This is a genomic window from Pseudomonas syringae pv. cilantro (assembly GCF_001293775.1).
GTDB lineage: Bacteria > Pseudomonadota > Gammaproteobacteria > Pseudomonadales > Pseudomonadaceae > Aquipseudomonas > Aquipseudomonas syringae_P.
Genome location: NZ_LGLN01000081.1, coordinates 256,253 through 281,055, shown reverse-complemented (window position 1 = coordinate 281,055; position 24,803 = coordinate 256,253). Strand labels below are relative to the sequence as shown.

22 protein-coding genes and 3 pseudogenes are annotated in these 24,803 nt (G+C 55.5%); 15 read left to right on the top strand and 10 right to left on the bottom strand.

From position 1 onward, the window contains the following. The 3 genes from rsmB to def are packed head-to-tail and all read right to left on the bottom strand — an operon-like array spanning position 1 to position 2,834. Positions 1-1,326, bottom strand: coding sequence for a 16S rRNA (cytosine(967)-C(5))-methyltransferase RsmB (gene rsmB / locus ABJ99_RS23815; RefSeq protein WP_054087886.1), 1,326 nt, complete (start codon positions 1,324-1,326; stop codon positions 1-3). Then, a complete protein-coding gene (gene fmt, locus ABJ99_RS23810) occupies positions 1,323-2,267 on the bottom strand; it encodes a methionyl-tRNA formyltransferase (RefSeq protein ID WP_054087885.1) in 945 nt (314 codons plus the stop codon). Before fmt ends, rsmB begins: the two co-directional genes overlap by 4 nt. Positions 2,268-2,327: 60 nt before the next feature. Next, positions 2,328-2,834 (bottom strand): peptide deformylase, encoded by a 507-nt coding sequence (def, locus tag ABJ99_RS23805; RefSeq protein ID WP_003401459.1) that lies wholly within the window; start codon positions 2,832-2,834, stop codon positions 2,328-2,330. Positions 2,835-2,959: 125 nt separating this feature from the next. On the opposite strand from def, the gene ABJ99_RS23800 reads away from it, so the two are divergent. From ABJ99_RS23800 to ABJ99_RS23790, 3 genes and pseudogenes are all read left to right on the top strand, one after another. Next, complete coding sequence (locus ABJ99_RS23800; protein ID WP_054087884.1) at positions 2,960-3,985, top strand: LysM peptidoglycan-binding domain-containing protein; 1,026 nt, start codon at positions 2,960-2,962, stop codon at positions 3,983-3,985. 122 nt (positions 3,986-4,107) lie between these two features. After that, positions 4,108-5,222: pseudogene (dprA, locus tag ABJ99_RS23795) on the top strand (DNA-processing protein DprA). Positions 5,223-5,260: 38 nt separating this feature from the next. Next, positions 5,261-5,818, top strand: a complete 558-nt coding sequence (locus ABJ99_RS23790) for an L-threonylcarbamoyladenylate synthase (protein WP_054087883.1) — start codon at positions 5,261-5,263, stop codon at positions 5,816-5,818. 7 nt (positions 5,819-5,825) lie between these two features. On the opposite strand, the gene ABJ99_RS23785 is transcribed toward ABJ99_RS23790, so the two are convergent. Next, positions 5,826-6,803 carry an NADPH:quinone reductase gene (locus ABJ99_RS23785; protein WP_054087882.1) on the bottom strand — a complete coding sequence of 326 codons (978 nt, stop codon included), beginning with the start codon at positions 6,801-6,803 and terminating at the stop codon, positions 5,826-5,828. Between the two features lie 168 nt (positions 6,804-6,971). Here ABJ99_RS23785 and hemF point away from each other — a divergent pair, with 168 nt between their 5' ends. Both hemF and aroE read left to right on the top strand, forming a co-directional pair. Further along, positions 6,972-7,886, top strand: coding sequence for an oxygen-dependent coproporphyrinogen oxidase (hemF, locus tag ABJ99_RS23780; protein WP_054087881.1), 915 nt, complete (start codon positions 6,972-6,974; stop codon positions 7,884-7,886). Continuing rightward, on the top strand, positions 7,886-8,710 hold the full coding sequence (gene aroE, locus ABJ99_RS23775) for a shikimate dehydrogenase (protein WP_054087880.1): 825 nt from the start codon (positions 7,886-7,888) through the stop codon (positions 8,708-8,710). Before hemF ends, aroE begins: the two co-directional genes overlap by 1 nt. A gap of 280 nt (positions 8,711-8,990) precedes the next feature. On the opposite strand, the gene ABJ99_RS23770 is transcribed toward aroE, so the two are convergent. The 4 genes from ABJ99_RS23770 to betC all read right to left on the bottom strand — a co-directional run bounded on the left by ABJ99_RS23770 (position 8,991) and on the right by betC (position 13,583). Continuing rightward, on the bottom strand, positions 8,991-10,559 hold the full coding sequence (locus tag ABJ99_RS23770; protein WP_054087879.1) for a SulP family inorganic anion transporter: 1,569 nt from the start codon (positions 10,557-10,559) through the stop codon (positions 8,991-8,993). A 71-nt stretch (positions 10,560-10,630) separates the two neighbouring features. Then, the gene (locus ABJ99_RS23765) at positions 10,631-10,948 is read right to left on the bottom strand and encodes a hypothetical protein (RefSeq protein ID WP_054087878.1); all 318 of its coding nucleotides are present in this window, start codon (positions 10,946-10,948) and stop codon (positions 10,631-10,633) included. Positions 10,949-11,114: 166 nt separating this feature from the next. Further along, positions 11,115-12,041, bottom strand: coding sequence for a choline ABC transporter substrate-binding protein (locus ABJ99_RS23760; protein WP_054087877.1), 927 nt, complete (start codon positions 12,039-12,041; stop codon positions 11,115-11,117). A gap of 36 nt (positions 12,042-12,077) precedes the next feature. Next, positions 12,078-13,583, bottom strand: coding sequence for a choline-sulfatase (gene betC / locus ABJ99_RS23755; protein WP_054087876.1), 1,506 nt, complete (start codon positions 13,581-13,583; stop codon positions 12,078-12,080). Between the two features lie 114 nt (positions 13,584-13,697). On the opposite strand from betC, the gene ABJ99_RS23750 reads away from it, so the two are divergent. The 7 genes and pseudogenes from ABJ99_RS23750 to ABJ99_RS23715 form a co-directional block, all read left to right on the top strand. After that, on the top strand, positions 13,698-14,648 hold the full coding sequence (locus tag ABJ99_RS23750; protein ID WP_054087875.1) for a choline sulfate utilization transcriptional regulator: 951 nt from the start codon (positions 13,698-13,700) through the stop codon (positions 14,646-14,648). Positions 14,649-15,099: 451 nt separating this feature from the next. Further along, a complete protein-coding gene (locus tag ABJ99_RS29380; RefSeq protein WP_230081076.1) occupies positions 15,100-18,708 on the top strand; it encodes an RHS repeat domain-containing protein in 3,609 nt (1,202 codons plus the stop codon). A 23-nt stretch (positions 18,709-18,731) separates the two neighbouring features. Next, positions 18,732-19,610: an RHS repeat domain-containing protein gene (locus ABJ99_RS27790; RefSeq protein ID WP_230081075.1), complete on the top strand. Its 879-nt coding sequence runs from the start codon at positions 18,732-18,734 to the stop codon at positions 19,608-19,610. A 9-nt stretch (positions 19,611-19,619) separates the two neighbouring features. Continuing rightward, positions 19,620-20,036, top strand: a complete 417-nt coding sequence (locus tag ABJ99_RS23730; protein WP_054087874.1) for a hypothetical protein — start codon at positions 19,620-19,622, stop codon at positions 20,034-20,036. 416 nt (positions 20,037-20,452) lie between these two features. Next, positions 20,453-20,758 carry a hypothetical protein gene (locus ABJ99_RS23725; protein ID WP_054087873.1) on the top strand — a complete coding sequence of 102 codons (306 nt, stop codon included), beginning with the start codon at positions 20,453-20,455 and terminating at the stop codon, positions 20,756-20,758. A gap of 472 nt (positions 20,759-21,230) precedes the next feature. Continuing rightward, positions 21,231-21,866 carry an immunity protein Imm33 domain-containing protein gene (locus ABJ99_RS23720; protein ID WP_054087903.1) on the top strand — a complete coding sequence of 212 codons (636 nt, stop codon included), beginning with the start codon at positions 21,231-21,233 and terminating at the stop codon, positions 21,864-21,866. Positions 21,867-21,895: 29 nt separating this feature from the next. Next, positions 21,896-22,024 (top strand): annotated as a pseudogene (locus ABJ99_RS23715) (choline sulfate utilization transcriptional regulator); the annotation flags it as partial. A 181-nt stretch (positions 22,025-22,205) separates the two neighbouring features. Here ABJ99_RS23715 and ABJ99_RS27780 read toward each other — a convergent pair. Both ABJ99_RS27780 and ABJ99_RS23710 read right to left on the bottom strand, forming a co-directional pair. Next, entirely contained in the window at positions 22,206-22,367 is a 162-nt protein-coding gene (locus ABJ99_RS27780; protein WP_080378287.1) for a rubredoxin, read from the bottom strand. A gap of 17 nt (positions 22,368-22,384) precedes the next feature. Then, the gene (locus ABJ99_RS23710) at positions 22,385-22,723 is read right to left on the bottom strand and encodes a hypothetical protein (protein WP_375232673.1); all 339 of its coding nucleotides are present in this window, start codon (positions 22,721-22,723) and stop codon (positions 22,385-22,387) included. Between the two features lie 238 nt (positions 22,724-22,961). On the opposite strand from ABJ99_RS23710, the pseudogene ABJ99_RS29375 reads away from it, so the two are divergent. From ABJ99_RS29375 to ABJ99_RS23695, 3 genes and pseudogenes are all read left to right on the top strand, one after another. Then, a pseudogene (locus tag ABJ99_RS29375) lies at positions 22,962-23,201 on the top strand (hypothetical protein); the annotation flags it as partial. Between the two features lie 128 nt (positions 23,202-23,329). Continuing rightward, the gene (locus tag ABJ99_RS23700; protein WP_054087871.1) at positions 23,330-23,617 is read left to right on the top strand and encodes a DOPA 4,5-dioxygenase family protein; all 288 of its coding nucleotides are present in this window, start codon (positions 23,330-23,332) and stop codon (positions 23,615-23,617) included. A gap of 256 nt (positions 23,618-23,873) precedes the next feature. Beyond that, complete coding sequence (locus ABJ99_RS23695; protein WP_054087870.1) at positions 23,874-24,698, top strand: alpha/beta fold hydrolase; 825 nt, start codon at positions 23,874-23,876, stop codon at positions 24,696-24,698. The last annotated feature ends 105 nt before the right edge of the window (positions 24,699-24,803 follow it).

Genomic DNA, 24,803 nt, shown 5'->3' with positions numbered 1-24,803 from the left:
TTACTCCCGCGCCGTCGCGATCTTGATCAGTTTGGCGTAGTAGAAACCATCGTGACCGCCCTGTTGGGCCAGCAACTGGCGACCATGCGCCTGCTTGATGCCGGCCGCTGGCTGCCCGGCCTGCCCGGCGATATCCAGCTCTCTGGCCCCCGACGTCCGGGCCAGAAACGCTTCGATGACCTCGGTGTTTTCGGTCGGCAGCGTTGAACAGGTCGCGTACACCAGCATGCCGCCTACTTGCAGCGTAGGCCAAAGCGCGTCGAGCAGCTCACCTTGCAAGGTCGCGAGTGCGGCGATGTCATCCAGCTGGCGGGTCAGCTTGATGTCCGGGTGACGACGAATCACCCCGGTGGCCGAGCACGGCGCGTCGAGCAGGATGCGCTGGAACGGCGTGCCGTCCCACCAACTGGCAGTGTCGCGGGCGTCGGCGGCGATCAGCTCGGCGTCGAGGCCCAGCCGGTCGAGGTTTTCACGCACGCGCACCAGACGCTTGGCTTCCAGATCCACGGCCACCACGGCGCTCAGTTGCGGCTGCACTTCCAGCAGATGGCAGGTCTTGCCACCCGGCGCGCAGCAGGCGTCGAGCACACGTTGGCCGGGGGCCAGTTCCAGCAGGTCGGCGGCCAGTTGCGCGGCTTCGTCCTGAACGCTGATCCAGCCTTCGGCAAAACCGGGCAGCGAGCGCACGTCACACGGTTCGGCCAGCACGATGCCGTCCTGACTGAACGTGCAGGCACTGGCTTGCAGCCCGGCAGTATTCAGCAGCTCAAGGTACTGATCGCGACTGTGATGGCGGCGGTTGACCCGCAAGATCATCGGCGGGTGCGCGTTGTTGGCTGCGCAGATGGCTTCCCACTGTTCAGGCCATGCGGCTTTCAGGGCTTTTTGCAACCAGCGCGGGTGGGCGGTGCGCACCACCGGGTCGTGTTCCAGTTCGATCAGCATCGCCTCGCCATCGCATTGTGCATTACGCAGCACAGCGTTGAGCAAGCCTTTGGCCCACGGCTTTTTCAGCTTGTCGGCGCAGCCGACGGTCTCGCCAATGGCTGCGTGCGCAGGGATACGGCTGTAAAACAGCTGATAAAGGCCCACCAGCAGCAGCGCCTCGACATCGGCATCGGCAGCCTTGAACGGCTTTTGTAACAGTTTGGCGGCCAGCGCCGACAGACGCGGCTGCCAGCGTGCTGTGCCAAATGCCAGATCCTGGGTCAGACCGCGATCACGCAGCTCGACCTTGTCCAGTTGCGTGGGCAGCGAGCTGTTCAGCGACGCCTTGCCGCTGAGCACGGCGGCGAGCGCCTTGGCGGCGGCCAGACGCGGGTTCATTGGCCGAGCACCGTGCCGATGGCGAATTTCTCGCGGCGGCTGTTGAACAGGTCAGAGAAATTCAACGGTTTACCGCTCGGCAGTTGCAGACGGGTCAGGCGCAGGGCGTTCTGGCCGCAGGCGACGATCAAGCCGTCCTTGCTGGCGCTGAGGACAGTCCCCGGCGCGCCCTGCCCTTCGGCCAGATCAGCCGCCAGTACTTTCAGGGTTTCGTCGTTCAGCGTGCTGTGGCAGATCGGCCATGGGTTGAAGGCGCGCACCAGACGCTCCAATTCATCGGCCGGACGGCTCCAGTCGATGCGCGCTTCATCCTTGTTCAGTTTGTGAGCGTAATTGGCCAGGCTGTCGTCCTGAACCTCTCCGACCAGCGAGCCATCCGCCAGGCCGGCAATAGCCTGCAACACCGCCGGCGGACCGAGTTCGGCCAGGCGATCATGCAGCGTGCCGCCAGTGTCCTGCGCGGTAATCGGCGTCACGGCCTTGAGCAGCATCGGCCCGGTGTCCAGGCCCGCTTCCATGCGCATGACGGTCACGCCACTTTCAGTGTCACCGGCCTGCACGGCGCGCTGAATCGGTGCCGCGCCGCGCCAGCGTGGCAGCAGCGACGCGTGGCTGTTGATGCAGCCCAGGCGCGGAATATCCAGCACCACTTGCGGCAGGATCAGGCCATAAGCGACAACGACCATCAAGTCCGGCGCGAGCGCTGTCAGTTCGGCCTGCGCCTCAGGGGCGCGTAGCGTTGGTGGCTGCATGACCGGGATGTCATGCTGCAACGCCAGTTGCTTGACCGGGCTGGGCATCAGCTTTTGTCCACGACCGGCCGGGCGATCAGGCTGGGTGTACACGGCCACGATCTGGTGAGGGCTGTCGAGCAGGGCCTTGAGGTGTTCGGCGGCGAATTCCGGGGTGCCGGCGAAGACGATGCGCAGTGACTCAGTCATGGGCTTCTCATTCTGAAAAAACAAAAAGGCCTTGTGCAGGCCTTTTGGAGGGACGACGGATCAGGCATTCAGCTTGTGCTGTTTTTCGAGCTTTTTCTTGATCCGGTCACGCTTGAGGTTGGACAGGTAATCGACGAACAGCTTGCCGTTCAGATGATCACACTCATGCTGGATGCAGATCGCGAGCAGGCCTTCGGCCACCAGTTCGTAAGGTTTGCCGTCGCGGTCCAGCGCCTTGACGCGGACTTTTTGCGGGCGGTCGACGTTCTCGTAGAAGCCCGGCACCGACAGGCAGCCTTCCTGATACTGATCCATTTCATCGGTCAGCTTTTCGATTTCAGGGTTGATGAAGACCATCGGCTCGCTACGGTCTTCACTGAGGTCCATGACCACCACGCGCTTGTGGACGTTGACCTGCGTCGCGGCCAGGCCGATGCCCGGCGCTTCGTACATGGTTTCAAACATGTCGTCGACCAACTGGCGAATGCCGTCGTCTACCATCGCTACAGGTTTGGCGATGGTACGCAGGCGCGAATCGGGAAATTCGAGGATGTTTAGAATGGCCATATACGTAAGAGCTGCACTGTTAAGGTAAAGTCAAGGTCGGGTGCCGGGCTCGGGAGTTCAAGGCAGGCAACCCAGGACAGGACTCTAGGGTTCGCGTGAGGCAACATGATAAAGGGATTCACCGCATGAGGAAATCACTACTCGCCCTGCTGTTCCTGACCGCCAGCGGTCTTGCCCAGGCGCAAGTGCAACTCAGGGAAGGCTATCCGCAGAGCTACACCGTTGTCGCCGGAGACACGCTCTGGGACATTTCCGGCAAGTTTTTGCGTGAACCGTGGAAATGGCGCGAGATCTGGCGGGCCAATCCGCAGGTCCGTGATCCCGACCTGATCTACCCCGGCGACACGCTTGCGCTGAGCTGGGTAGACGGCCAGCCACGGGTGACGCTCAACCGTGGCGAGTCGCGTGGCACCATTAAATTGTCACCGCGTGTGCGCAGTACGCCGATGGTCGAGGCGATTCCGAGCATTCCGCTGGGCGCGATCAACGCGTTCCTGATCAGCAACCGCATCGTCGACAGTGCCGAACAGTTCGACAGAGCGCCGTACATCGTCGCCGGCAACGCCGAGCGCGTGCTCAGCGGCGCGGGTGATCGCGCCTATTCGCGCGGCCGGCTGGACCCGGCGCACTCCGTCTACGGCATCTTTCGCCAAGGCAAGGTTTACGTCGATCCGCAAACCAACGAAGTGCTGGGGATCAACGCCGACGATGTCGGCAGTGCTGAGGTGATTGCCGCCGAGGGCGACGTTTCGACCCTGACGTTGCAGCGCACCACCCAGGAAGTACGCCCCGGCGATCGCCTGTTCGCCAGCGAAGAGCGGGCGATCAACTCGACCTTCCTGCCCAGCGCGCCGCAGGGCCAGGTCGACGGTTTGATTCTGGATGTGCCGCGTGGCGTCACCCAGGTGGGCGTGATGGACGTGGTGACCTTGAACAGAGGCAAGCGCGACGGTCTGACCGAAGGCAACGTCCTGGCGATCTACAAGACCAGCGAAACGGTGCGCGACCGGGTCACGGGTGAATACGTGAAAATCCCCGACGAACGGGCCGGCCTGCTGATGGTTTTCCGCACTTACGACAAGCTTAGTTACGCCTTGGTCCTGCAAGCCAACCGATCTTTGGCCATCATGGACAAGGTTCGCAACCCGTAGCCCATGTTTCAGTTCTGATACGGAATTGTGTTACCAGCCAGTCAGTTATCAAATTGTTGTCAACAGAGTTATCCACAGGTTTGTGCATCACTTGAGATGCACTATGGATCAGGGACGATCTCATGCCACTGTTCGAAAAAGCCCTCTCTTCACCCGCAGAGCTGGAAGCGCGTTTGCGCGTACATCGCTTGCCTGAGGTCGGACCGAAACGCTTTTCCAGGCTCATCGATGCGTTCGGTTCGGCTTCCTCGGCACTGAGCGCACCGGCCAGTGCATGGCGTGCGCTGGGTATTCCGAGTGCGTGCGCCGAGGCGCGACGGGATGCCTCGGTACGCGATGGTGCAAGCGCAGCCTTAGCCTGGCTAGAGCGTCCGGGCCAGCATTTGCTGATGTGGGACGACCCTTGCTACCCCGCGCTGCTGGCCGAGATCGCCGATCCGCCGCCGCTGATTTTCATTGCCGGTGACCCCTCGATACTCGAACGTCCGCAGTTGGGCATGGTCGGCAGTCGTCGCGCCTCCAGACCCGGACTGGACACCGCCAGGGCGTTTGCGCGCAGCCTGGCGGGTGCCGGTTTTGTGGTCACCAGCGGTCTGGCTCGCGGCATTGACGGCGCCGCGCATCAGGGTGCACTGGATGTCGGCGGGCTGACAATCGGCGTGTTGGGCACCGGGCTCGAAAACTTTATCCACAGCAGCATCGTGCTCTCGCGGCACAGATGGCGGAACAGGGCGGCGCGGTGATTTCCGAGTTCCCGCTGGACGCCGGACCGCAGCCCAGCAACTTCCCGCGCCGCAACCGGATTATCAGCGGCTTGTCGCTTGGTGTGCTGGTTGTCGAGGCCAGCGTCGCCAGCGGCTCGTTGATCACCGCCCGACTGGCGGCCGAACATGGCCGTGAGGTTTACGCGATACCGGGCTCGATTCACCATCCGGGCGCCAAAGGGTGTCACCAGTTGATCCGTGACGGCGCGACGCTGGTCGAGACCGTCGAGCACATCCTTGAAGGCTTGCAGCACTGGAGGAGCGTAGCGCCCGGCCGGGCCGCGCAACCTGCAAGGCCCGCGCCCTGCGATCATCCGTTGCTGGCGCTATTGCATGCCGCGCCGCATACCAGCGAGGGGCTTTCGGTTTCCAGCGGCTGGCCATTGCCCAAGGTCCTGGCAGGCCTGACGGAGCTGGAACTGGACGGGAGAATCAGCTGTGAAGCGGGACGATGGTTCGCCAGAGCGCCCTGAGGTTAAACTGCTGCCAGGATTTAGCGGAGAGACAAACAATGGTCAGCAGTTGGCGTGTGCAACAAGCCGCTCAGGATATTCGAGCCGGTGCGGTGATTGCCTACCCGACCGAAGCAGTCTGGGGGCTGGGGTGTGATCCATGGGATGAAGAAGCGGTCTACCGCCTGTTGGCGATCAAATCGCGGCCGGTGGAAAAAGGCCTGATCCTGATTGCCGACAACATTCGCCAGTTCGACTTCCTGTTCGAAGACTTCCCGGAGCTTTGGCTCGACCGCATGGCCAGCACCTGGCCGGGGCCGAACACCTGGCTGGTGCCGCATCAGAACCTGTTGCCCGAGTGGATCACCGGAATTCATGAAACCGTGGCGTTGCGCGTCACCGATCACCCGACCGTGCGCGAGCTGTGCGCGCTGGTCGGTCCGTTGATTTCGACGTCGGCCAACCCGGCAGGCCGTCCGGCTGCGCGCTCGCGATTACGCGTCGAGCAGTATTTCCGCGGTCAGATCGACAGGGTACTCGGTGGCAGCCTGGGCGGCCGCCGAAACCCCAGCGTAATCCGCGACATCGCGACCGGGCAGGTCATGCGCGCAGGCTGACGCTGACTTACGGGATCAGAATGGTCGAGCCCGTGGTGCGCCGGGCTGACAGCTCGGTTTGCGCCTGGGCGGCATCCTTGAGGGCGTATTGTTGAATGTTGTCGACCTTGAGTTTGCCGCTGGCGAGCATGTCGAACAGCTCATCGGCCATGGTCTGCAGACTCTGCGCGTTGTTGGCGTAGCTGCCCAGCGTCGGGCGCGTGACATACACCGAACCCTTCTGCGCCAGAATGCCCAGGTTCACGCCGGAAACCGGCCCCGAGGCATTGCCGAAGCTCACCACCAGCCCACGCGGCGCTACGCTGTCGAGTGACGTCAGCCAGGTGTCCTGCCCCACGCCGTCATAGACCACCGGACATTTTTTGCCGTCGGTCAGCTCCAGCACACGTTTGGCGACATCTTCGTGGCTGTAGTCGATGGTTTCCCAGGCGCCGAGTGCTTTGGCGTGGGCCGCTTTCTCTGGCGAACTGACCGTGCCGATCAGCTTCGCGCCCAGTGCCTTGGCCCATTGGCACGCCAGCGAGCCGACACCGCCCGCAGCGGCATGAAACAAAATGATCTCGCCCGGCTTCACCTGATAGGTCTGACGCAGCAGGTATTGCACGGTCAGGCCCTTGAGCATCAGCGCAGCGGCCTGCTCGAAACTGACCGAGTCGGCCAGCTTGACCAGATTCGCCTCGGGCAGCACATGCACGTCGCTGTACGCCCCCAGCGGCCCGGTGCCGTAAGCGACCCGGTCGCCGACCTTGAAGCGCGTCACCTCATCGCCCACCGCCTCGACCACACCGGCCCCTTCCGCGCCCAGACCGGACGGCAATGACGAGGCCGGATACAGCCCGCTGCGGTAATAGGTATCGATGAAATTCAGGCCGATAGCCTTATTACGCACAACCACCGCCTGCGGCCCCGGCGCCTCTGGCTCGAAATCGACATATTCAAGCACCTCGGGTCCTCCGACCGTGCTGAACTGGATACGCTTTGCCATGTGTTCTCTCCTTGATGGTTGAAGGGCTGCGAAAAACCCTATCGGACTCCTTCGCCCGACCTGCGTCAACTGCCAGTCCCGCCTGCCGATGGTATGCTACGCGCCAATTTGCCTGCGCCCCTTCTGCTCAGGGGGCCAGCCGTTTGAAGTCAGCCGTAAGGGATCGCCATGAGTACCCGCACCGAGGCCGTAAAAGCCTACCTGCTCGACCTGCAAGACCGCATCTGTATCGCGCTTGAGCAGGAAGATGGCAACGCACACTTCATCGAAGATGCCTGGACACGTCCTGCGGGCGGCGGCGGTCGCACACGGGTTATCGAAAACGGCGCGGTCATCGAGAAAGGCGGCGTCAACTTCTCCCATGTGTTCGGCAGCAACCTGCCACCGTCGGCCAGCGCACATCGGCCTGAACTGGCCGGGCGCGGGTTCGAGGCGTTGGGTGTTTCGCTGGTAATCCATCCGCATAACCCGCATGTGCCGACGTCTCACGCCAACGTGCGGTTTTTCATCGCCGAAAAAGAAGGCGAAGAGCCGGTGTGGTGGTTCGGCGGTGGTTTCGACCTGACGCCCTACTACGGCGTCGAAGAAGACTGCGTGCACTGGCACCGGGTTGCCGAGCGCGCCTGTGCGCCGTTTGGCGATGATGTCTATCCGCGCTACAAAGCGTGGTGCGACACCTACTTCCACCTCAAGCATCGCAACGAGCCGCGCGGTATCGGCGGTCTGTTTTTCGACGACGTGAACCAGTGGGATTTCGACACCAGCTTCGCGTTCATCCGCGCCATCGGTGATGCATTCATCAATGCTTACCTGCCCATTGTGCGCCGTCGCAAGGCTGCGGCGTACACCGTGCAGCAGCGCGAGTTTCAAGAGTTCCGGCGTGGGCGCTACGTCGAGTTCAACCTGGTCTATGACCGCGGCACGTTGTTTGGTCTGCAATCCGGTGGCCGAACCGAATCGATTCTGATGTCGTTGCCGCCGCAAGTGCGTTGGGGCTATGACTGGAAAGCCGCGCCGGGCAGCGAAGAAGCGCGTTTGACTGATTACTTTTTGACCGATCGCGATTGGCTGGCGGACAACTGATGGATCGCTACGTTGTCTTCGGTAACCCTATCGGTCACAGCAAGTCGCCGCTGATTCATCGCCTGTTTGCCGAGCAGATCGGGCAGCCACTGGATTACCAGGCTGCGTTGGCCCCGCTCGAGGACTTCACTGCGTTTGCCCAGGCATTTTTCCAGACCGGGCGTGGTGCCAACGTGACCGTGCCGTTCAAGGAAGAGGCGTTTGGTCTGGCTGACAGCCTGACCGAGCGCGGCCAGCGCGCTGGCGCGGTCAACACCTTGAGCAAGCTCGACGACGGCACGTTGCTGGGCGACAACACCGACGGTGCAGGACTGGTGCGCGATCTGACGGTCAATTGCTCAATAAGCTTGCAGGGCCAGCGGATTCTGGTACTGGGCGCGGGCGGTGCTGTGCGTGGCGCGCTTGAACCGTTACTTGCGCAAGAGCCTGCAGCGCTGGTGATCGCCAATCGCACGGTCGAAAAAGCCGAACGTCTGGCGCAGGAATTTGCCGACCTTGGCCCGGTGTTCGCCAGCAGTTTCGACTGGCTTGAAGAGTCGGTGGATGTGATCATCAATGCCACGTCCGCCAGCCTGGCCGGAGAACTGCCGCCTGTTTCCCCAAGCCTGATCCAGCCCGGCGTAACCTTCTGCTACGACATGATGTACGGCAAAGAACCCACCGCCTTTTGCCGATGGGCCACGGAGCACGGCGCGGCGCAATCGGTTGACGGTTTGGGGATGCTGGTCGAACAGGCGGCAGAAGCCTTCCTGCTGTGGCGCGGCGTGCGGCCTGATTCGGCTCCGGTACTGGCTGAGTTGCGCAGGTTGCTGGCGGCGGGTTGAATCACTGGCACGCTAACTGAACGACTATTTTTCCAACGCTCTGCGTTATCCACAAGTCTTGCTAAGCCCGCAGATTTGGCTTCTGCCCGGAGGGCGTGGGAGCGAACTTGTTCGCGAATGGGCCGGTACATCCGCTAAAGATGTACCACCCGAAATAAAGCTTTCGCGGACAATGCGGATCGCCGCCCCGGCCGCTCCCAAGCCCTTTGGGCAGAAGCCAAATCTACGGGCTTATCAGGACCTTTGTACAACGCTGAACACTATGACGATGATCCATAGCTCAATCCTCAAACGAAATCGGGCATTGCTCCGCACCTTCCAGCTTGTATAACTCCTCGATCACCTGCGGTCTTGCATTGCGCAGAACCAGCACTCGCCCCTGCTGACCCAGACGCCTGGCTTCCTGATGAAGCATCTCCACGCCCGAATAATCAATGAAGTTGATTTGCTGCGCATCGATCACCACACGCAGGCCTTTGGTGCGTTGCAGGCGGGTTTGCAGGTAGTGGCTGGCGCCGAAAAAGATCGAGCCACCGACCCGCAGCACCTCATCATCGCCCTCGCGCCATTGCTGCACGCGGGGTTGTGAGGTGCGCTTGAGGTAGAAGAACAGCGAGGCCAGCACGCCGGCATAGATCGCGGTTTGCAGCTCCAGCAACAGCGTAGCCAGGCAGGTCAGCGCCATCACGAAAAACTCGGCGCGGCTGACGCGGAACAGCGCACGTATGCCACGCCGATCCACCAGCCCCCAACAGATCAGCAGGATCGAGGCTGCCATGGCCGGAATCGGAATATGCGAGATCAACGATGCTCCGGCGACCGCGAACAGCGCCACCCACAGCGCCGAAAACACCCCGGCCAACGGTGAGCGTGCGCCCGCGTCATAATTCAGCGCGGCGCGCGTGAACGAGCCTGCAGACAGGTAGCCGGAAAACAGCGAGCCGACCATATTCGACAGCCCTTGAGCGCGAACTTCCTGATTGGCATTGAGCATCTGCTGCGAGCGTGCCGACAGCGAGCGGGCAATCGACAGGCTGTTGACCAGCCCGAGCATGCCCACGGCTACGGCCGTCGGCAGCAATCTGAGGATCAACTCGAGGTCCAGCGACAGCGGGCTGAACAGCGGCAAATGCCCGGCGAAGGCGCTAACCACTCGGACCTGGCCGAACATCGCTGGCCACAGCCAGACCAGCAGACTGCTCGATACCAGCGCGATCAGCAGCGTCGGCCAGCGTGGCACCAGAGCCTTGAGGCCGATGCCCAGCACCAGCGTCAGCAGTCCAAGTATCAGCGACGGCATATAGACTTCACGGCGATGCTCAAGCACGGCGTTCAGGCTGTTGAGGGCTGTGGTCTGACTCGGTAGATCGAGGCCCAGCAGATTGGGCATCTGCCCGAGGGCAATCACGATGGCCGCGCCCAGGGTGAATCCGAGTACCACAGAGTGCGAAACGAAATTCACCAGCGCGCCGAAACGCATCATGCCGAGCACTAGCTGGAAGACCCCGGCAATGAACGTCAGTAGCAGGATCAACATGATGTAGTCCTGACTGGCCGGGACGGCAAGCGGACTGACACTGGCATACAAGACAATGGAAATCGCCGCAGTCGGCCCGCAGATCAAGTGCCAGGACGAACCCCACAGGCAGGCGATGACGACCGGAACGATGGCGGCGTACAGGCCGTATTCTGGCGGCAAGCCGGCGATCAGTGCGTATGCGATGGATTGCGGCAACGCCAGAATCGCCCCACTCAAACCCACCAGCGCATCCCGCCCGACGCTGGCGCGAGTCTGACGCGGCAGCCAGGCGAGAAACGGCAGGAATTTATGCAGATTGAACCAGCGCATCGGTCCCTCATGTTGGATGGGTCACTGCATCACTACGTCAGACCGTTTCTGCCCGGAGCCGCGAGCGAACGCTAGTTCATGGCGTAGCATTTCGAGGTGGCGACGTTTGTGTCTGACCCGGTTCCAGCACCTCTGAGCATGCAGATAACATAGTGTTTCTTGTTCTTGAGGGTCACTACCGGACCAATGTCTGCTACGTACGAAGAAACGACCGTTGCTCCTGCATTGAGCATCTCTTCCATAGAGACATTGACGGCCTCCAGCTTGGTCGGATATTCCAGCGCGTTTCCAGGCACTTTGGCGCTGGTTTCTGGAGGCCAGCTACCCGCAGAGGCAAACGATGTGCTCAGAATCAGGGCCAGCGAGAGGGGTATAAGTGACTTTTTCATACTGTTCTCCAGAGTTAGCGGATAGGCCGCACGGCAGTCTAGTGGTTTGTCCCCTTCCGTTGGTTCCTTATTGCTATTCCAGAATGACGCTTCGCAGCGCCAATATTGCTGAAAAAACGGCGCAGTGGAACCCCCCTGACGCCGGGTCACTACATAGTGTCGAGGCCTACAACTTCGCCTTCACTGCCGCCAGCCCGTCCTTGCCATCAACCGTCTTCACGCCCTCCAGCCACGTGTCCAGCACCGCCGGGTTGGCCTTGATCCAGGCTTTGGCGGCTGCACTGTTGCTGACCTTCTTGTTGGTCACCTCGGCCATGATGCTGTTTTCCATGTCCAGGGTGAAGCTCAGGTTGGTCAGCAGCTTGCCGACGTTCGGGCAGGCTTGTGCATAACCCTTGCGGGTCAGGGTGAAGACCGAGCCGGTGTCGCCAAAGTATTTCTCGCCGCCCTTGAGGTAGTGCATGCCTTTGATCTGCACGTTCATCGGGTGCGGCGTCCAGCCGAGGAAGACCACGAACGCCTTCTTCTTCACGTTGCGATTGACCTCGGCGAGCATGGCCTGTTCGCTGGATTCAACCAGCTTCCACTGGCCCAGATCAAACTCGTTCTTCTTGATGATCTCCTGCAGCGACAGGTTAGCCGGTGCGCCGGAACCGATGCCGTAGATCTTCTTGTCGAACTTGTCGGCAAATTTGCTCAGATCGGCAAAGTTGTGCACACCTGCGTCCCAGACGTAATCCGGTACGGCCAGAGTGAACTCGGTTCCTTCAAGATTTCTGGCCAGTTGCGTCACGTCACCCGTGGCCACGAACTTGTCGTAAAAGCCCTGCTGCGCCGGCATCCAGTTACCCAGAAACACATCCAGCTTGCCGTCTTTCAAACCGCCGTAGGCAATCGGCACCGCCAGCGTATCGACCTTGGGCTTGTAGCCCAGCCCTTCCAGCACCACGCCGGTGATGGCGTTGGTGGCGGCGATGTCACTCCAGCCTGGATCGGCCATTTTTACGGTGCTGCAACTGGCATCCTCTGCCCGCGCTGCAAGGCTGCCGAATGTCATGAGCGCGACCGCAACAACTGTGGATAACTTCTTCATCGATGTACCCCTTTTTGATTATTGGTGTGGGCAGGGTCAAGGTTGCGGAAAACGTGCCTTGCGTTCCAGATCGTCCAGATCGATGTGGTTGCGCATGTACTGCTGACTGGCGTCGACCAGTGGCTGGTGATCCCAACTCTTCAGCTTGCCGATTGCCAGCGATTTGGCGACGAAGCGCCGTCTGCGCTGGCTGGCGAGCACCTGTTGGTGTATCGCCGGGATGTCCCACTTCGCCCGAGCTTCGGCCAGGAAGTCATTGAACAGCTTTTCATGGGCTGGCGACTGGCTCAGGTCGTTCTGTTCTTTCGGGTCTTTCTTCACATCGAACAGCAGGCATGGGTCCTGTTCCGAATAGATGAATTTGTAAGCGCCGCGACGGATCATCATCAACGGGCTGGTCGTGCCCTCAGCCATGTATTCACCGAACACCTCATCGTGCCCGCCTTGGCGTTTCAGATGTGGCATCAGCGAGCGGCCGTCCAGTGGCAGCCCGCTGTCCAGCTTGCCCTTGGCCATCTCGACAAAGGTCGGCAACAGGTCGGCGGTCGATACCGACGCACTGACCCGCCCCGGCTTGAACTCACCGGGCGCGTACACCACCAGCGGTACGCGAGCGGCCATTTCAAACCAGTGCATTTTGTACCAGAGGCCCTTCTCGCCCAGCATGTCGCCGTGATCGCCGGAGAACACCACGATGGTGTCTTCGGCCAGCCCGACCTCATCCAGCGTCTGCATAAGCTTGCCGACGTTAAGGTCAATGTAGCTGCACGCGCCGAAGTAGGCGCGGCGGGCATCGCGGATCTTGTGGGTCGGCATCGGCTTGTCCCACAGGTCATACACCTTGAGCAGCCGTTGCGAATGCGGATCCAGCGCAGCCTGATTGGCGTGCGGCGTCGGCATCGGGATCTCGTCGTTGTTGTACAGGTCCCAGAACGGAAGCGGAATGGTGTACGGGTCGTGAGGGTGGGTCATGGAAACGGTCAGACAGAACGGCGCATCACCGTCCTGACGTACATAGTCATAAAGGTACTGCTGAGACTTGAACAGCACCTCTTCATCGAAGTCCAGCTGGTTGGTACGAATGCACGGGCCAGCCTGCAACACCGATGACATGTTGTGATACCAGCTCGGGCGCACATCCGGCTCATCCCAATTGACCGACCAGCCGTAGTCGGCCGGGTAAATATCGCTGGTCAGGCGTTCTTCGTACCCGTGCAACTGATCCGGGCCGCAAAAATGCATCTTGCCCGCGAGCGCGGTCTTGTAGCCCAGCGCGCGCAGGTAATGCGCATAGGTCGGGATGTCCGCCGGAAAGTCAGCCGCGTTGTCATACGCACCGATCTTGCTCGGCAACTGGCCGCTTACCAGCGTAAAGCGCGAGGGCGCGCACAGCGGGCTGTTGCAATAGGCCGAGTCGAACACCACACCGCCGGCAGCAAGGCGGCTCAGGTTCGGCATCAGGACCGGGGACGGCGCGTAGATCGGCAACATTGGCGCGGCCATTTGATCGGCCATGATGAACAGAATATTTTTGCGCTTCATGTAATCGCTGCATCCCATTGTGAAAAGTTATGCGAAAGTGCCGGGTATGAGGATGAAGCCCTCGTGTTTGATGGTAAAGCCCATGTACAGCAATGCCTAGGATAAGCACCGCTTATGTTTGAAGCTTTTAGCGACATGTCCCTCGACCTGCTGCGTGCTTTTGAAGTCGCGGCCCGCCTGCGCAGCTTTACTGCAGCGGCCATCGAACTGGGCACCACCCAGCCTGCCGTCAGCCAGCAGATCAAACGTCTTGAAGAGCGACTGGCAACCCGACTGTTTGACCGGATTTATCGCGGTATCGAGCTTACCGAAGCGGGTGAAATATTGTTCAGCCATGTACAGGCGGGCTTGCAGTCCATCGACAGCGGGCTGACAGCGATCACCGAGCAGCACCAGCACGAGGTGCTGCAAGTGGCGACAGACTTCGCCTTCGCCGCTTATTGGCTGATGCCACGCCTGCACCGCTTCCACAAGGTCAACCCCGACGTGGACGTCAGCCTGGTGACCAGCGAGCGTACCCACAGCATGCTGCGCGCCGATATCGACGTCGCCGTGCTGTTTGGCGACGGGCGCTTCAAACAAGGCGAAAGCCACTGGCTGTTCAGCGAAGAAGTCTTTCCGGTGTGCAGCCCGCTGCTGATTGCCGACCGCCAGACGCCACTGCCCGACGACGCCCTGCGCGACTTCCCGCTGCTGCACCTGCGTGGCGAAAGCATCAACAACTGGTTCGACTGGGCTGGCGTATTCCGCGCCCTCGACATCCCCCAGGCCCCCGCGCCCGGCCAGTTGCGCTTCGACAACTACACCCTGCTCATCCAGGCCGCTATCGGCGGACAAGGCATCGCCATCGGCTGGAAACACCTGGTCGACGACCTCCTCGACCAAGGCCTGCTCTGCCGCCCCATCGCCGGCGCTGCGATTTCCGGTCAGGGCTATTACGTGGTTTTGCCCCAGCGTAAACGGCGGGTGCAGATTGTTCAGCAGTTCATGGACTGGCTGGCGAACGAGCAGGCGTTGAGCGGGGTTTCGCTGGCGGGCAGGCCGTTGCCTTCGATTGCGGTTTGAAGGGGCGATATGTTCGGTGTTCAAGGCTGAATTAAATTAAGTTCGAAGCGGCTATTGGTTAGGACGAAATTTCCTACAAGGTTTTCGGACGTAATTAGGTTTACTTTTGCTCTTGTATAGCATTACTTAGGTTGTGCATCAGATGGCAGCTGCAATTGGGTATGACTTTAAGTTAAGGCTTTCGAAAATAAATTTTTGTGACGCAATCTGACGGATTTAATCATCCCGGGTCGTGCTTGAAAGGCGCATAAAATAAGTGTTTCAGGTTTAACTTATAGATCAGTTTAAGTGCTTCTAAATAAAGCATTTTGCCCATGACGTATCAATACTAACCAGCTTATGGCATGTCACAAATGATCATGGGCCTAAAAATCTATATCAAATCAATGAGGCTGTGGAAGGCTGCCGTGAGCTTTGCTTTTTACTATTTAAGATAATGGATGGATCTAACATGCCTGGAAAAAAGAAAAACAATATTATGAACGTTTTGCTATTGGGCGCGCTATTGGGAAGTCAGCTTGGACACTCTGAAGAGCTAGAGTCCACGCCGTATGACTTAGCACCGAAGAAAAATCCTGGGCTGGTTTCCAGTGCGGTTGACACTGTGGACCCTTGGTCCGGTAATCTCAAAGTCAGTCATATTGATTTGAGTATTCCTGGAACGGCAGGTATGGATATCAATATTCATCGAAGCTACGACCTACAGCGTTTAACAGCCGGACTTGCTGCACCATATAGACAAAGTACGGAATGGACCGCTTTAGGGCCAGGCTGGACAATCGCGGCAGCGCCGAAGATTCATCATGCCACCAATTATCATCTTCGTGATGGCAGCGGGACACCTAACTATTATATGAACTCGACTTTTCAGTGGTGTAGCAATCAAGGTGAACGTGATAACGCCAGATTCAATTTGAGGCTTCCGGACGGTAGTAGCGAAAAATTTTATCGTGTTGCTCCTTATGAAGACAGAACCAAATCAAATTGGCGTTTACGCTGTGATTCAATGGTGCTCACGCTAACGTCTCCATCGGGTGTTCGGTATGACATGGGGCGCGCCGATTTAGACATGAGATTTAGTGCCTCAGTTACATCGCTTCCTATCGAAGATCCAGATTTTACGGAATCTGTTTTTCTGCCTAAAAAGGCAACTGATCTTCATGGCAACTGGATAGCTTATGATTACACCCAATTTGGCCCGCCTTTAAGCGTTCCAGTTTCAGGGAGCGTCTATATTGATCACTGTCTTCAAGTCAATATTGAAGACGCCGCCAATTGCGAAAAATCCGACACGCTTTTATCTAGGATAACGTCCAGTGACGGCAGATCTGTTGATTTTAATTACGCACCTGCGACGGGCCGCCTGCTTTCGCTGGTCGATAATAATCAGCGCATGGTTCAGTATGGATATACCGCAAAAGATCATCTGAACTCTCAAGCACTGGCTCAGGTAACTGGACCTACTGGAGAAGTCTGGAAATATGCCTATCATCCTGGAGAATGGTTTCAGATAGAGGTTTCCAATACGAGTCATGCAAATAATCAAAGAGCGGCAGCTCGCAAGCTCATATCGATTGAACAGCCCAGTGGTGGAACAACAACATACGAATATTCTTATGTGGACCTGCAGGGGCGTCTTGGTGGGCGCTTTGTCTGGTCACGATTCGAGCGTATAAGCGGCAAAATTGATACAGCCGGAAATCACTGGGCTTATGCCTATAATCGAGGAAGTATTGGACAATACGATAGTACAATTATCACCGGGCCGGATGGCACAACCATCCATGAGTTCATTGGTCCTGGATACAGTATTGCTACAGATGGAAATACTATAAACAATACCGTGTGGAGCATAGGAAGCCCGGTTAAAATTACCCGTCCGGACGGGAGTTACGAAATATACAAGTGGCAGCAACGGTTTGTTTCGCCGGGAAGAGATTATGTTTTTGAACTCGGTGTGGTAATAGACGAAGCAATCTGGGCGGCGGACCTTCAAGAGCGAACTTTTGTTCGTGATGGCGCAACCTACAGTAGTCACTATTCTAACTACGATGCTTATGGCAATCCTGGGACCCTGATTGAAACAGGTCCTAATAGTGATGGTCGAACTACCACGCTGACTTGGTATAATAATACTGATAAATGGATAATCGGTCGCCCTATAGACCAGATGTCGCCTGATAGCTCTGTACATCGTATCTACGATGAGAACGGCAAGCTAATCAATTACAATCGCGATGGTGTTGCGACTGCGTATACCTACGATGTGCAAGGTAATCAAGCGACGCAAATTCGCCCGGGTGATCGTCATTACAGCTACACGAATTATAAACTCGGTACTCCGCAAGCTGAGGTTCAGCCAGAGGGTATTACTATTTCGCGTGCGGTCGACGACGCTGGCAATGTTACCTCTGAGACCAACGGTGAAGGCCACACAACACACTACGAATACGACAGGCTGAATCGCGTAACATCTATCACTCCGCCGCAAGGCGCTGGTCAAAAAATAATATACACACCCACCAGCAAGACAAATCTGCGCGGCAATCTGTCCGAGATAACTCAATATGATCTATCTGGTCGTGTCTCCAGTAGTGTTCGAGGTGATATAACAACCACCTATGCGTACGATGCCTATGGCCGCGTAACGTTTACTTCAGACCCTAACTCAAGTATGGGAACCAGTTATCAGTATGATGCGCTGGGTCGCGTCATTCGGATCACCCATGCGGACGGTACCTACCAAAGCACTGCCTACGGTTTTGCCCACAAAGTCGTAACTGACGAACGAGGCAATTCCACTACTTATAACTATCGTGGCTATGGCGACCCCGAAAAATTGTCTCTGATGTCATTTCAGCCGTCGGATCCGGCAGCCAGTATAACCTTGACTCGAAATGCTCGCGAACAAGTGACGTCGGTCACACAAGGCAATTACACCCGCCATTACGGCTATAACGCAAATGGTTATTTGATCTCGGTCAGCAATCCCGAAACTGGAGACACGGTCTACGGTCGAGACATTGCAGGCAATATGACTTCAAAGCAGGTGGGGCAGTCAGATATTACAACATACACATACGATGGGCAGAATCGACAAACTGCAATCGATCATGCGCAAGGCACTCCCGCTATCAAAAATACTTATGATAAACAACATAATCTGCTAATAGCGGAGAGCAGCACGGGTATTCGAAGCTTTACATACAATCCTGCAGGGTTCGTCATAACGGAAAGCCTTTCTATTGAAGGTAAACTGTTTGAGCTTTCTTATGCCTACGATGAAAATGATCGGCTGAAAAGCCTAACTTATAATCCGTCTGGTCGCATAGTTGAATATGCGCCAGACGTATTAGGCAGGCCCACACTGGTATCGGGCTACGTTAGCAATATTGCTTATTGGCCGAACGGTATGATTAAACAGGTCATCTATGCCAACGGTACGACGGTCAGTTACGAACAAAATAGTCGTCCCTGGCCAGCTTCTTTCAACATTACCTCACCCGCTGGAGTCGATTACCTGAAAAGCATGTACGACTATGATGGTGCGGGTAACTTGTTGACCATCAGGGACGGTGTGGACAACAACATGGACCGTACCCTTGCTTACGACAGACTTGATCGTCTGGTGAGTGCCGATGGTTTCTGGGGGTTAGGAACGCTTGCCTACGACGGTGTAGGAAATTTGATCCAAAAAACGTTTGGCAATTCAAGCCTGACCTATAACTACGACGCACAAAATCGCCTGGCTTCTGTCGAAGGACAGCGTACCGCAAGTATGAACTACGATGCGTATGGCAACGTTAGCAGTAGTGCTGACAACGCTTACCTTTACAATAATGCGTCCAACCTCGTGTGCGTTAACTGCGAGAGTCCCGACAAAAAAGTTGAATATCAGTACGATGGTTTGAATCAACGAAGCTCCGTCAGTTCTGCAGGTAGCAAGATATACGAGATGCAAGATGCTAATGGAAGGTTACGGATGGAGCTCGAGGGAGACCAGCTAACCGAGTATTTCTATCTGGGTGACCAGCGCATTGCACAGCAGGTAAACCCATGATCGGGTGTCAAGGAGACCGACCCATGCAATTCATAAAAAGGTTATTTCGCAAAGTCAGTGTCGCGATGCTGGCACTCATGGTGACTCATGCCGCTTTGGCAAACAACGTTACCTATTTTCATAATGATATATCCGGCAGCCCTATGGTCGCCACCGATGCAGCTGGCAATCTACTCTGGAAGGAAAGCTATAAACCGTATGGAGAAAAGCTAAACCAAACGAGTCCAGTCAGTAGCAACAAGGTCGGTTTTCATGGAAAAGTATTTGACGATAATACCGGCCTTTCTTACATGGGGGCACGGTATTACGATCCACTGCTCGGTCGCTTCATGGGTGCTGATCCGGTCGACTTTCAGGAAAGTAATCTGCATAGCTTTAATCGATATGCTTATGCTAACAATAATCCTCAAAAGTATGTAGATCCTGACGGGGAATACGCGTTCCTAATAGCTCCAGCATTTTATGCGCTAACAGCTTTGACTGGCGCGGCGGCTATTACGTCTGCCCTAAAGAGCGGCGGCTTAGCGAAGGATGATGGTTTTGATAGTAACGTGATGGCTTATCCCGTGAGCAGCAACAGCCCCATACCATGGAGCATAGGGCAGGTACAAAGCGAAAGCACAGAAAGTGGCTATGGAACCAATGAGGCAGATCAAGCTCAAGGTGAAAATACTAACAAGGATTCCAAGAAGAAAGTTCGTGATAAAGATGTCCCTTACGAAGGTAAACCTGGCGAAGTCAAAGAGGGTATCCGGCGGACTCGTGAGTATGGGGCTGACGGTACACCGATGAGAGACTATGATAAGCCCCATCAAGGTCACAATACACCTCATGTGCATGAGTGGCCGGGCGGCGTTCGAGAGCACCCTGGTCGTAATTATTCACCTTTGCCGAGAAATTGAGGATGTTTTATGAGTAAGTGGGATGTTTTAGTAGAAGCTACACTTGAATCTATCCATGTATTTTCAATTGAAAAGCAAGTTCGAATACGCGTAACAAGCCCATGGGAGGGTAAGAAGTGCTATCAAATAGTTGTTAAAGGTATCGATAAATTTGTCCTTAATGATATGAGGATTTTGAATATTATTGATCGCGTTAATTTTTTCGGTTTCAGCAAAGAGCAAGAGGTAGAGACTGCAAATTGTTTATTTTTTCTGTTGTGGGGGCGCGACCCTAAAAAAGGAGAATTAAAGGACTCTACCTTTTTACAGAAATTGGAGCTCGTCCGCGCGGGCAAGCTTGTTTTGTTCGAACTTGAGGCTGTTTGCGGTGCAACATTTATTGCATTGTCGGAAAGCGTCAGTTTAGAGCTGCTTGATACAATATAACTTTTTTATGTAAAGGTCATCCAAGTTCAGATGTGTGGGATGGATGGCCTTTTTTGATGCGGTTTAGGTAAGTAGCATTAACTTTGAGTTCGCCTTACTAAAGTAGAGAGGTCGTGATGAGACTAATAAATCATCATGCATAATCTAGTAGTTTTTTATAAATGAAAATGACTAAGTTTTTTGGTTGGAGCATACCGTGCGGCTGGCCGTTACCTTCGATTACGGTTTGAAGGGTGGATGTGCTCATGGGCTGAATTGCAAACCTTTTCCGCGCCGAAAGTTCTAACGGAAACTTCCTACAGAGTTTGCGGAAGTAGGCGTATTCGCTTTTTGATTGCATCGGCATACAAAGTGTTAATGTGGGTGAGGATTATAAAACCTGGACTGGGCACATACCGGTATTGGAGTTTAACAGAATGAGTGGTCTTGACTGGCTTATCGGACGTCGTGTCACAAAAGCGTGCGTTGTGCATGATTATGTGCAAATTTACTTCACGGGCGGCTGTATCTTGAATGTCAATAATACATATGAAATTTATGGCTCGACGATATCCTTGCTTAAAGGAAAAGAGCTTATAAGCGTATTGGAAGGTGAGCAGGAGATTGAATTGATATTTGGAAACTTGGCAAAAATTAGGGTTGATATGAGTCCGGATGGTTTTCGTGGCCCGGAGGCTATGGAACTTTTGAGGCCAGGGTTTCCTCTGGTCATATGGGACTAGCATCAAATAATCGGGAGTTATGCGATGGCTGTTCTTACTAATCTTGTTGGAAGTGATGTTGTAACGGCGCTTGTTATTCACGACTATTTTCAACTATTTTTTTTTCCGAGGACATTATAGTGAGCGTCTATAATTCATACAGCATTATTGGCTCGACAGTTAAGGGTCTACAAGGGAAAAAGCTTTTAAGCGTCTCAGAAAGCGAACTGGAAATTGAGTTTGTTTTCGAAGGTTTAGCAAAGGTTAGAATTGATGTGAGCCCGGATGGGTTTAATGGGCCGGGAGCTATGCAGCTTTCGAAGCCAGGATTTCCTCGGATCATATGGAATTAGCTTCACTTGGTTTAACGAGCATGGGCTTATATGTATGCATACACGTCCTGCTTTGCTAGCTGTACATGGTGTAAAAAATTACGCTACGTCTAGAGGGAAAATCGGTGAAGATAAATGTATCCCTAAATAAATTTGGATTGATGCTAAAAACCGATGGGCTTCTACAAAAGTACGGTTACGAGATAAATGTTCAGGCTCATGATGAAGATTTAGAAGAATACGCAATTGAGTTTGTTGAGACGGTTTTTCATTATCTCGAAACGGGTCATAAGATTTCACCAAATGAAACCTTGGGCTACGGCTCCTGGATAACAAAAATGCAGCTCAATGATTGTCAGGAGCTAATATTTTTTGAACAAGTCCCTTTGACAGATGACTATGTACTCGGTATCACAACTACGCTAAAAATGTGGGCCGAGCAGCACGCACTGTGTGCAAAACTCGGCGTCGAGTATTCCGTCCCACTTCAGGATCAACTGATAGTCATTTCTGATGGTGTGTTCGAGGGCGACGCCGTTGAGGGCGTTCGCTATCCGTCGCCCGAGCATATGTCTGGCTGGTGGATAACCACAGACCGGTATAACGGCGATACACAAACGCTAAAGACGGTTCACGCCTACCATGTGGCGGAGCATCGTCCTGACCTGGTGAAGTTTTTAGCCTTGCCCTTTGGTTACCGGTTCCATGAGGCAAGCGGTGATGTATGGAAAGATAAAAATCAGGAAGACTACGAAGCGTTGTTGCCAGGAAACTGCTCGCCAGAGATGCCTCGCTAAACCAGATCCTCATTTTTTGCTAGGTGGGGTTTGTGGCGCGGATACAGCGCAAACGGCGGGTGCAGATTGTTCAGCAGTTCATGGACTGGCTGGCGAGCGAGCAGGCGTTGAGCGGGGTTTCGCTGGCGGGCAGGCCGTTGCCTTCGATTGCGGTTTGAAGGGGGGGATGTGTTCGGTGTTAAAGGCCTAAATTATTCATTGGATAGAAATACACCGACTCTGCGATTTTGCAAATGCGAACCAGTAGCGTGCGCGACTGGTTCTGCAGGGAGTTTATTTTTTTGGTTCAGGAGCAAAGCTATCGGCGATTAGAGAGTCCTTTCGAGCCGCTTAAGACGTTTACTCAAAATCAGTTTTCGGCATTTGACAGTCTGGACATAGCCAAGAATTATCAATGCTTTCCCATGGCGTGCCCGGAGGTACTCCATTATCAGGGTCTCCATTTAAAGGGTTGTATTCATATCCGCACACGGTACAGGTTTTCGTCTCGGTCGTCGTCATGAGCGCCCCCGTTAATATTACAGTGCAACTGTTGAAATTAATCCCGCCGCACCCAATATGAATCCTATAATAGCGCCCCTCTGCGGTATCTCTCTTAGCATGGCATAAATAACAATAGGTTCAAGTATCAATAGCAACGTTAAAGACGTTACTGTCACCACCCATATATTACCTGTCGCCTGATACCCTAGCCAGTAAGCGAATACTAAGCTGATCCCGGCTATGCTAATCAAAATCATAGGCTTGAGAAACATGGCCGGTGAGTCTAATAGCTTGCCCGGTAGCTTTGCAGCGTAGACCTCGCTGTAAATAGTCAAAATCTCGCCGAAGATCATCAGCATCAATGCAAGAACTATGTAGTATTCTTTTTTCACGGTTGCCTCTTATTCAGAATGGTCACGATTTCTTCAATCACGACGTTACCCATTTCTTCGCTGTTTTGCAAAAAAGTGTGAGCCGTCGTGGTCAAGAAGGAACGAATTTTTTATAGTCGCCACCTTCAAGGTCTGCAATTAATCTAAGGATACTCTCCACTTCTTTTAAGCTGTGGTGGTAATAAGTTTTTAAGGTTTTGAATATTATCAAACTCATAAATTTTTCGATGCCAGCAACGATCAATCAGTAAAAACTGCACATTGTTTGTTTTTCATGATGAAAGGACGCGATCCTCAATCAGACGACTTAAACAGCGCTGGCTTTTTACAGAAACTGGACCTCGTACGCACCGGCAAGCTTGTATTTTTTGAGCTCGAGGCTGTCTGCGGTGCAGCGTGTATTTTATTGGCAAAGAGCGTCGTTTTGGAGCCGCTCGATGCTGTGAGGCTTCACATCTAAGACGGTCATGAGACTTTCTCAACCCTCATGCAGGACCTACTATCGGTCTACACACGAGAAAAATGATCAAGGCTGACGACACACCTGCATCAGTCGGGCCTTCAGCTGAGAAAGGAGCCTCTACCTCAATGCAAGACATCCACGGCTACCACGCCCACATCTATTTCAACGCCCAAACCCTGGACCAGGCCCGAGCCCTGTGCGAGGCCGCGACCGAGAAATTTGCCGTGCAGATGGGGCGCGTCCATCAGAAGCGGGTCGGGCCGCATCCGGACTGGAGTTGTCAGTTGGCGTTCGGGCATGAGCAGTTGGCTGACGTTACGCTGTGGCTTGCGTTGAATCGCGATGGGCTAGTGGTGTTTCTGCATCCGTTGACGGGCGATGAGCTGCGTGACCATACCGATCATGCCATCTGAATGGGTGCGGTCAGGCCTCTTGATTTGAGTGCGCTGACTGGCTGATAGCCAGCTTCCTGCCATTTTCCTTCTGCGGTTACTAGCGCATCCATCGTCGAAAAGATCGGTGTAAGATAGCTCCGCTGAAAAATGACCGACTGGTCCGTTGCAGCGCGAACTTAAACAAAATGGTCATGCATACACGTCAACATCATGAGCTGCCTGCCATGGGTGGTTTGAACTGAATGCTGGAAGACCAGACAGAGGATCATCAGAAATGCCGGATCTACTCATCGACGGTAATACCCTTCACTACGCTGACCAAGGCACCGGGCCGGTTGTCCTGCTGGGCCACAGTTACCTCTGGGACAAGGTGATGTGGAGTGCGCAGGTCGACACGCTGGCCAGCCGGTATCGGGTGATTGTGCCGGACCTTTGGGGGCATGGTGAGTCTGACGGGTTTCCTGAGGGCACTCGCAATCTCGATGATCTGGCCCGGCATGCGCTGGCGCTGCTGGATCATTTGAATATCGAGCGTTGCAGTATCGTCGGGCTGTCGGTGGGCGGTATGTGGGGTGCGATTGCGGCATTGCTCGCGCCCGAGCGGATTACCGGGCTGGTGCTGATGGACACTTATCTGGGCATAGAATCGGAGGCCAAGAAGGCCTATTACTTCTCGTTGCTCGACAAGCTCGAAGAGGCCGGTGCTTTTCCTGAGCCGCTGCTGGACATTGTGGTGCCGATCTTCTTCCGGCCTGGTATTGATCCGCAGTCGCCGGTGTATCAGGCGTTTCGGTCGGCGTTGGCGGGCATGAATGCAGAGCAGTTGCGCCAGACCGTCGTGCCATTGGGGCGAATGATCTTTGGTCGTGATGATCGGCTTGGGTTGATCGAGCAGCTGAATGCGGATACCACGCTGGTGATGTGTGGCGATGCGGACATCCCGAGGCCGCCTGAGGAGACGCGTGAGATGGCGAATCTGATTGGCTGCCCTTACGTGCTGGTGCCTGAGGCCGGGCATATCGCCAATCTGGAAAACCCGGGCTTTGTGTCAGGGGCGTTGATGACGTTTTTGGCACGGGTTAATCAGAAGCAGGGTTGAGCCGGGGGATCTACGCTAGGCGCTCAAGTCATAAGTCTTGCGGGAGCGAGCCGGGCGACGCTTCGCTTGTTCGCGAAGAGGCCAGTACATCCGCTGAAGATGTAT

What these genes read in the sequence shown, in the direction of transcription:
- rsmB (WP_054087886.1), bottom strand. Translation starts at nt 1,326, where the DNA reads ATGAACCCGCGTCTGGCCGCCGCCAAGGCGCTCGCCGCCGTGCTCAGC.
- fmt (WP_054087885.1), bottom strand. Translation starts at nt 2,267, where the DNA reads ATGACTGAGTCACTGCGCATCGTCTTCGCCGGCACCCCGGAATTCGCC.
- def (WP_003401459.1), bottom strand. Translation starts at nt 2,834, where the DNA reads ATGGCCATTCTAAACATCCTCGAATTTCCCGATTCGCGCCTGCGTACC.
- ABJ99_RS23800 (WP_054087884.1), top strand. Translation starts at nt 2,960, where the DNA reads ATGAGGAAATCACTACTCGCCCTGCTGTTCCTGACCGCCAGCGGTCTT.
- ABJ99_RS23790 (WP_054087883.1), top strand. Translation starts at nt 5,261, where the DNA reads ATGGTCAGCAGTTGGCGTGTGCAACAAGCCGCTCAGGATATTCGAGCC.
- ABJ99_RS23785 (WP_054087882.1), bottom strand. Translation starts at nt 6,803, where the DNA reads ATGGCAAAGCGTATCCAGTTCAGCACGGTCGGAGGACCCGAGGTGCTT.
- hemF (WP_054087881.1), top strand. Translation starts at nt 6,972, where the DNA reads ATGAGTACCCGCACCGAGGCCGTAAAAGCCTACCTGCTCGACCTGCAA.
- aroE (WP_054087880.1), top strand. Translation starts at nt 7,886, where the DNA reads ATGGATCGCTACGTTGTCTTCGGTAACCCTATCGGTCACAGCAAGTCG.
- ABJ99_RS23770 (WP_054087879.1), bottom strand. Translation starts at nt 10,559, where the DNA reads ATGCGCTGGTTCAATCTGCATAAATTCCTGCCGTTTCTCGCCTGGCTG.
- ABJ99_RS23765 (WP_054087878.1), bottom strand. Translation starts at nt 10,948, where the DNA reads ATGAAAAAGTCACTTATACCCCTCTCGCTGGCCCTGATTCTGAGCACA.
- ABJ99_RS23760 (WP_054087877.1), bottom strand. Translation starts at nt 12,041, where the DNA reads ATGAAGAAGTTATCCACAGTTGTTGCGGTCGCGCTCATGACATTCGGC.
- betC (WP_054087876.1), bottom strand. Translation starts at nt 13,583, where the DNA reads ATGAAGCGCAAAAATATTCTGTTCATCATGGCCGATCAAATGGCCGCG.
- ABJ99_RS23750 (WP_054087875.1), top strand. Translation starts at nt 13,698, where the DNA reads ATGTTTGAAGCTTTTAGCGACATGTCCCTCGACCTGCTGCGTGCTTTT.
- ABJ99_RS29380 (WP_230081076.1), top strand. Translation starts at nt 15,100, where the DNA reads ATGCCTGGAAAAAAGAAAAACAATATTATGAACGTTTTGCTATTGGGC.
- ABJ99_RS27790 (WP_230081075.1), top strand. Translation starts at nt 18,732, where the DNA reads ATGCAATTCATAAAAAGGTTATTTCGCAAAGTCAGTGTCGCGATGCTG.
- ABJ99_RS23730 (WP_054087874.1), top strand. Translation starts at nt 19,620, where the DNA reads ATGAGTAAGTGGGATGTTTTAGTAGAAGCTACACTTGAATCTATCCAT.
- ABJ99_RS23725 (WP_054087873.1), top strand. Translation starts at nt 20,453, where the DNA reads ATGAGTGGTCTTGACTGGCTTATCGGACGTCGTGTCACAAAAGCGTGC.
- ABJ99_RS23720 (WP_054087903.1), top strand. Translation starts at nt 21,231, where the DNA reads ATGCTAAAAACCGATGGGCTTCTACAAAAGTACGGTTACGAGATAAAT.
- ABJ99_RS27780 (WP_080378287.1), bottom strand. Translation starts at nt 22,367, where the DNA reads ATGACGACGACCGAGACGAAAACCTGTACCGTGTGCGGATATGAATAC.
- ABJ99_RS23700 (WP_054087871.1), top strand. Translation starts at nt 23,330, where the DNA reads ATGCAAGACATCCACGGCTACCACGCCCACATCTATTTCAACGCCCAA.
- ABJ99_RS23695 (WP_054087870.1), top strand. Translation starts at nt 23,874, where the DNA reads ATGCCGGATCTACTCATCGACGGTAATACCCTTCACTACGCTGACCAA.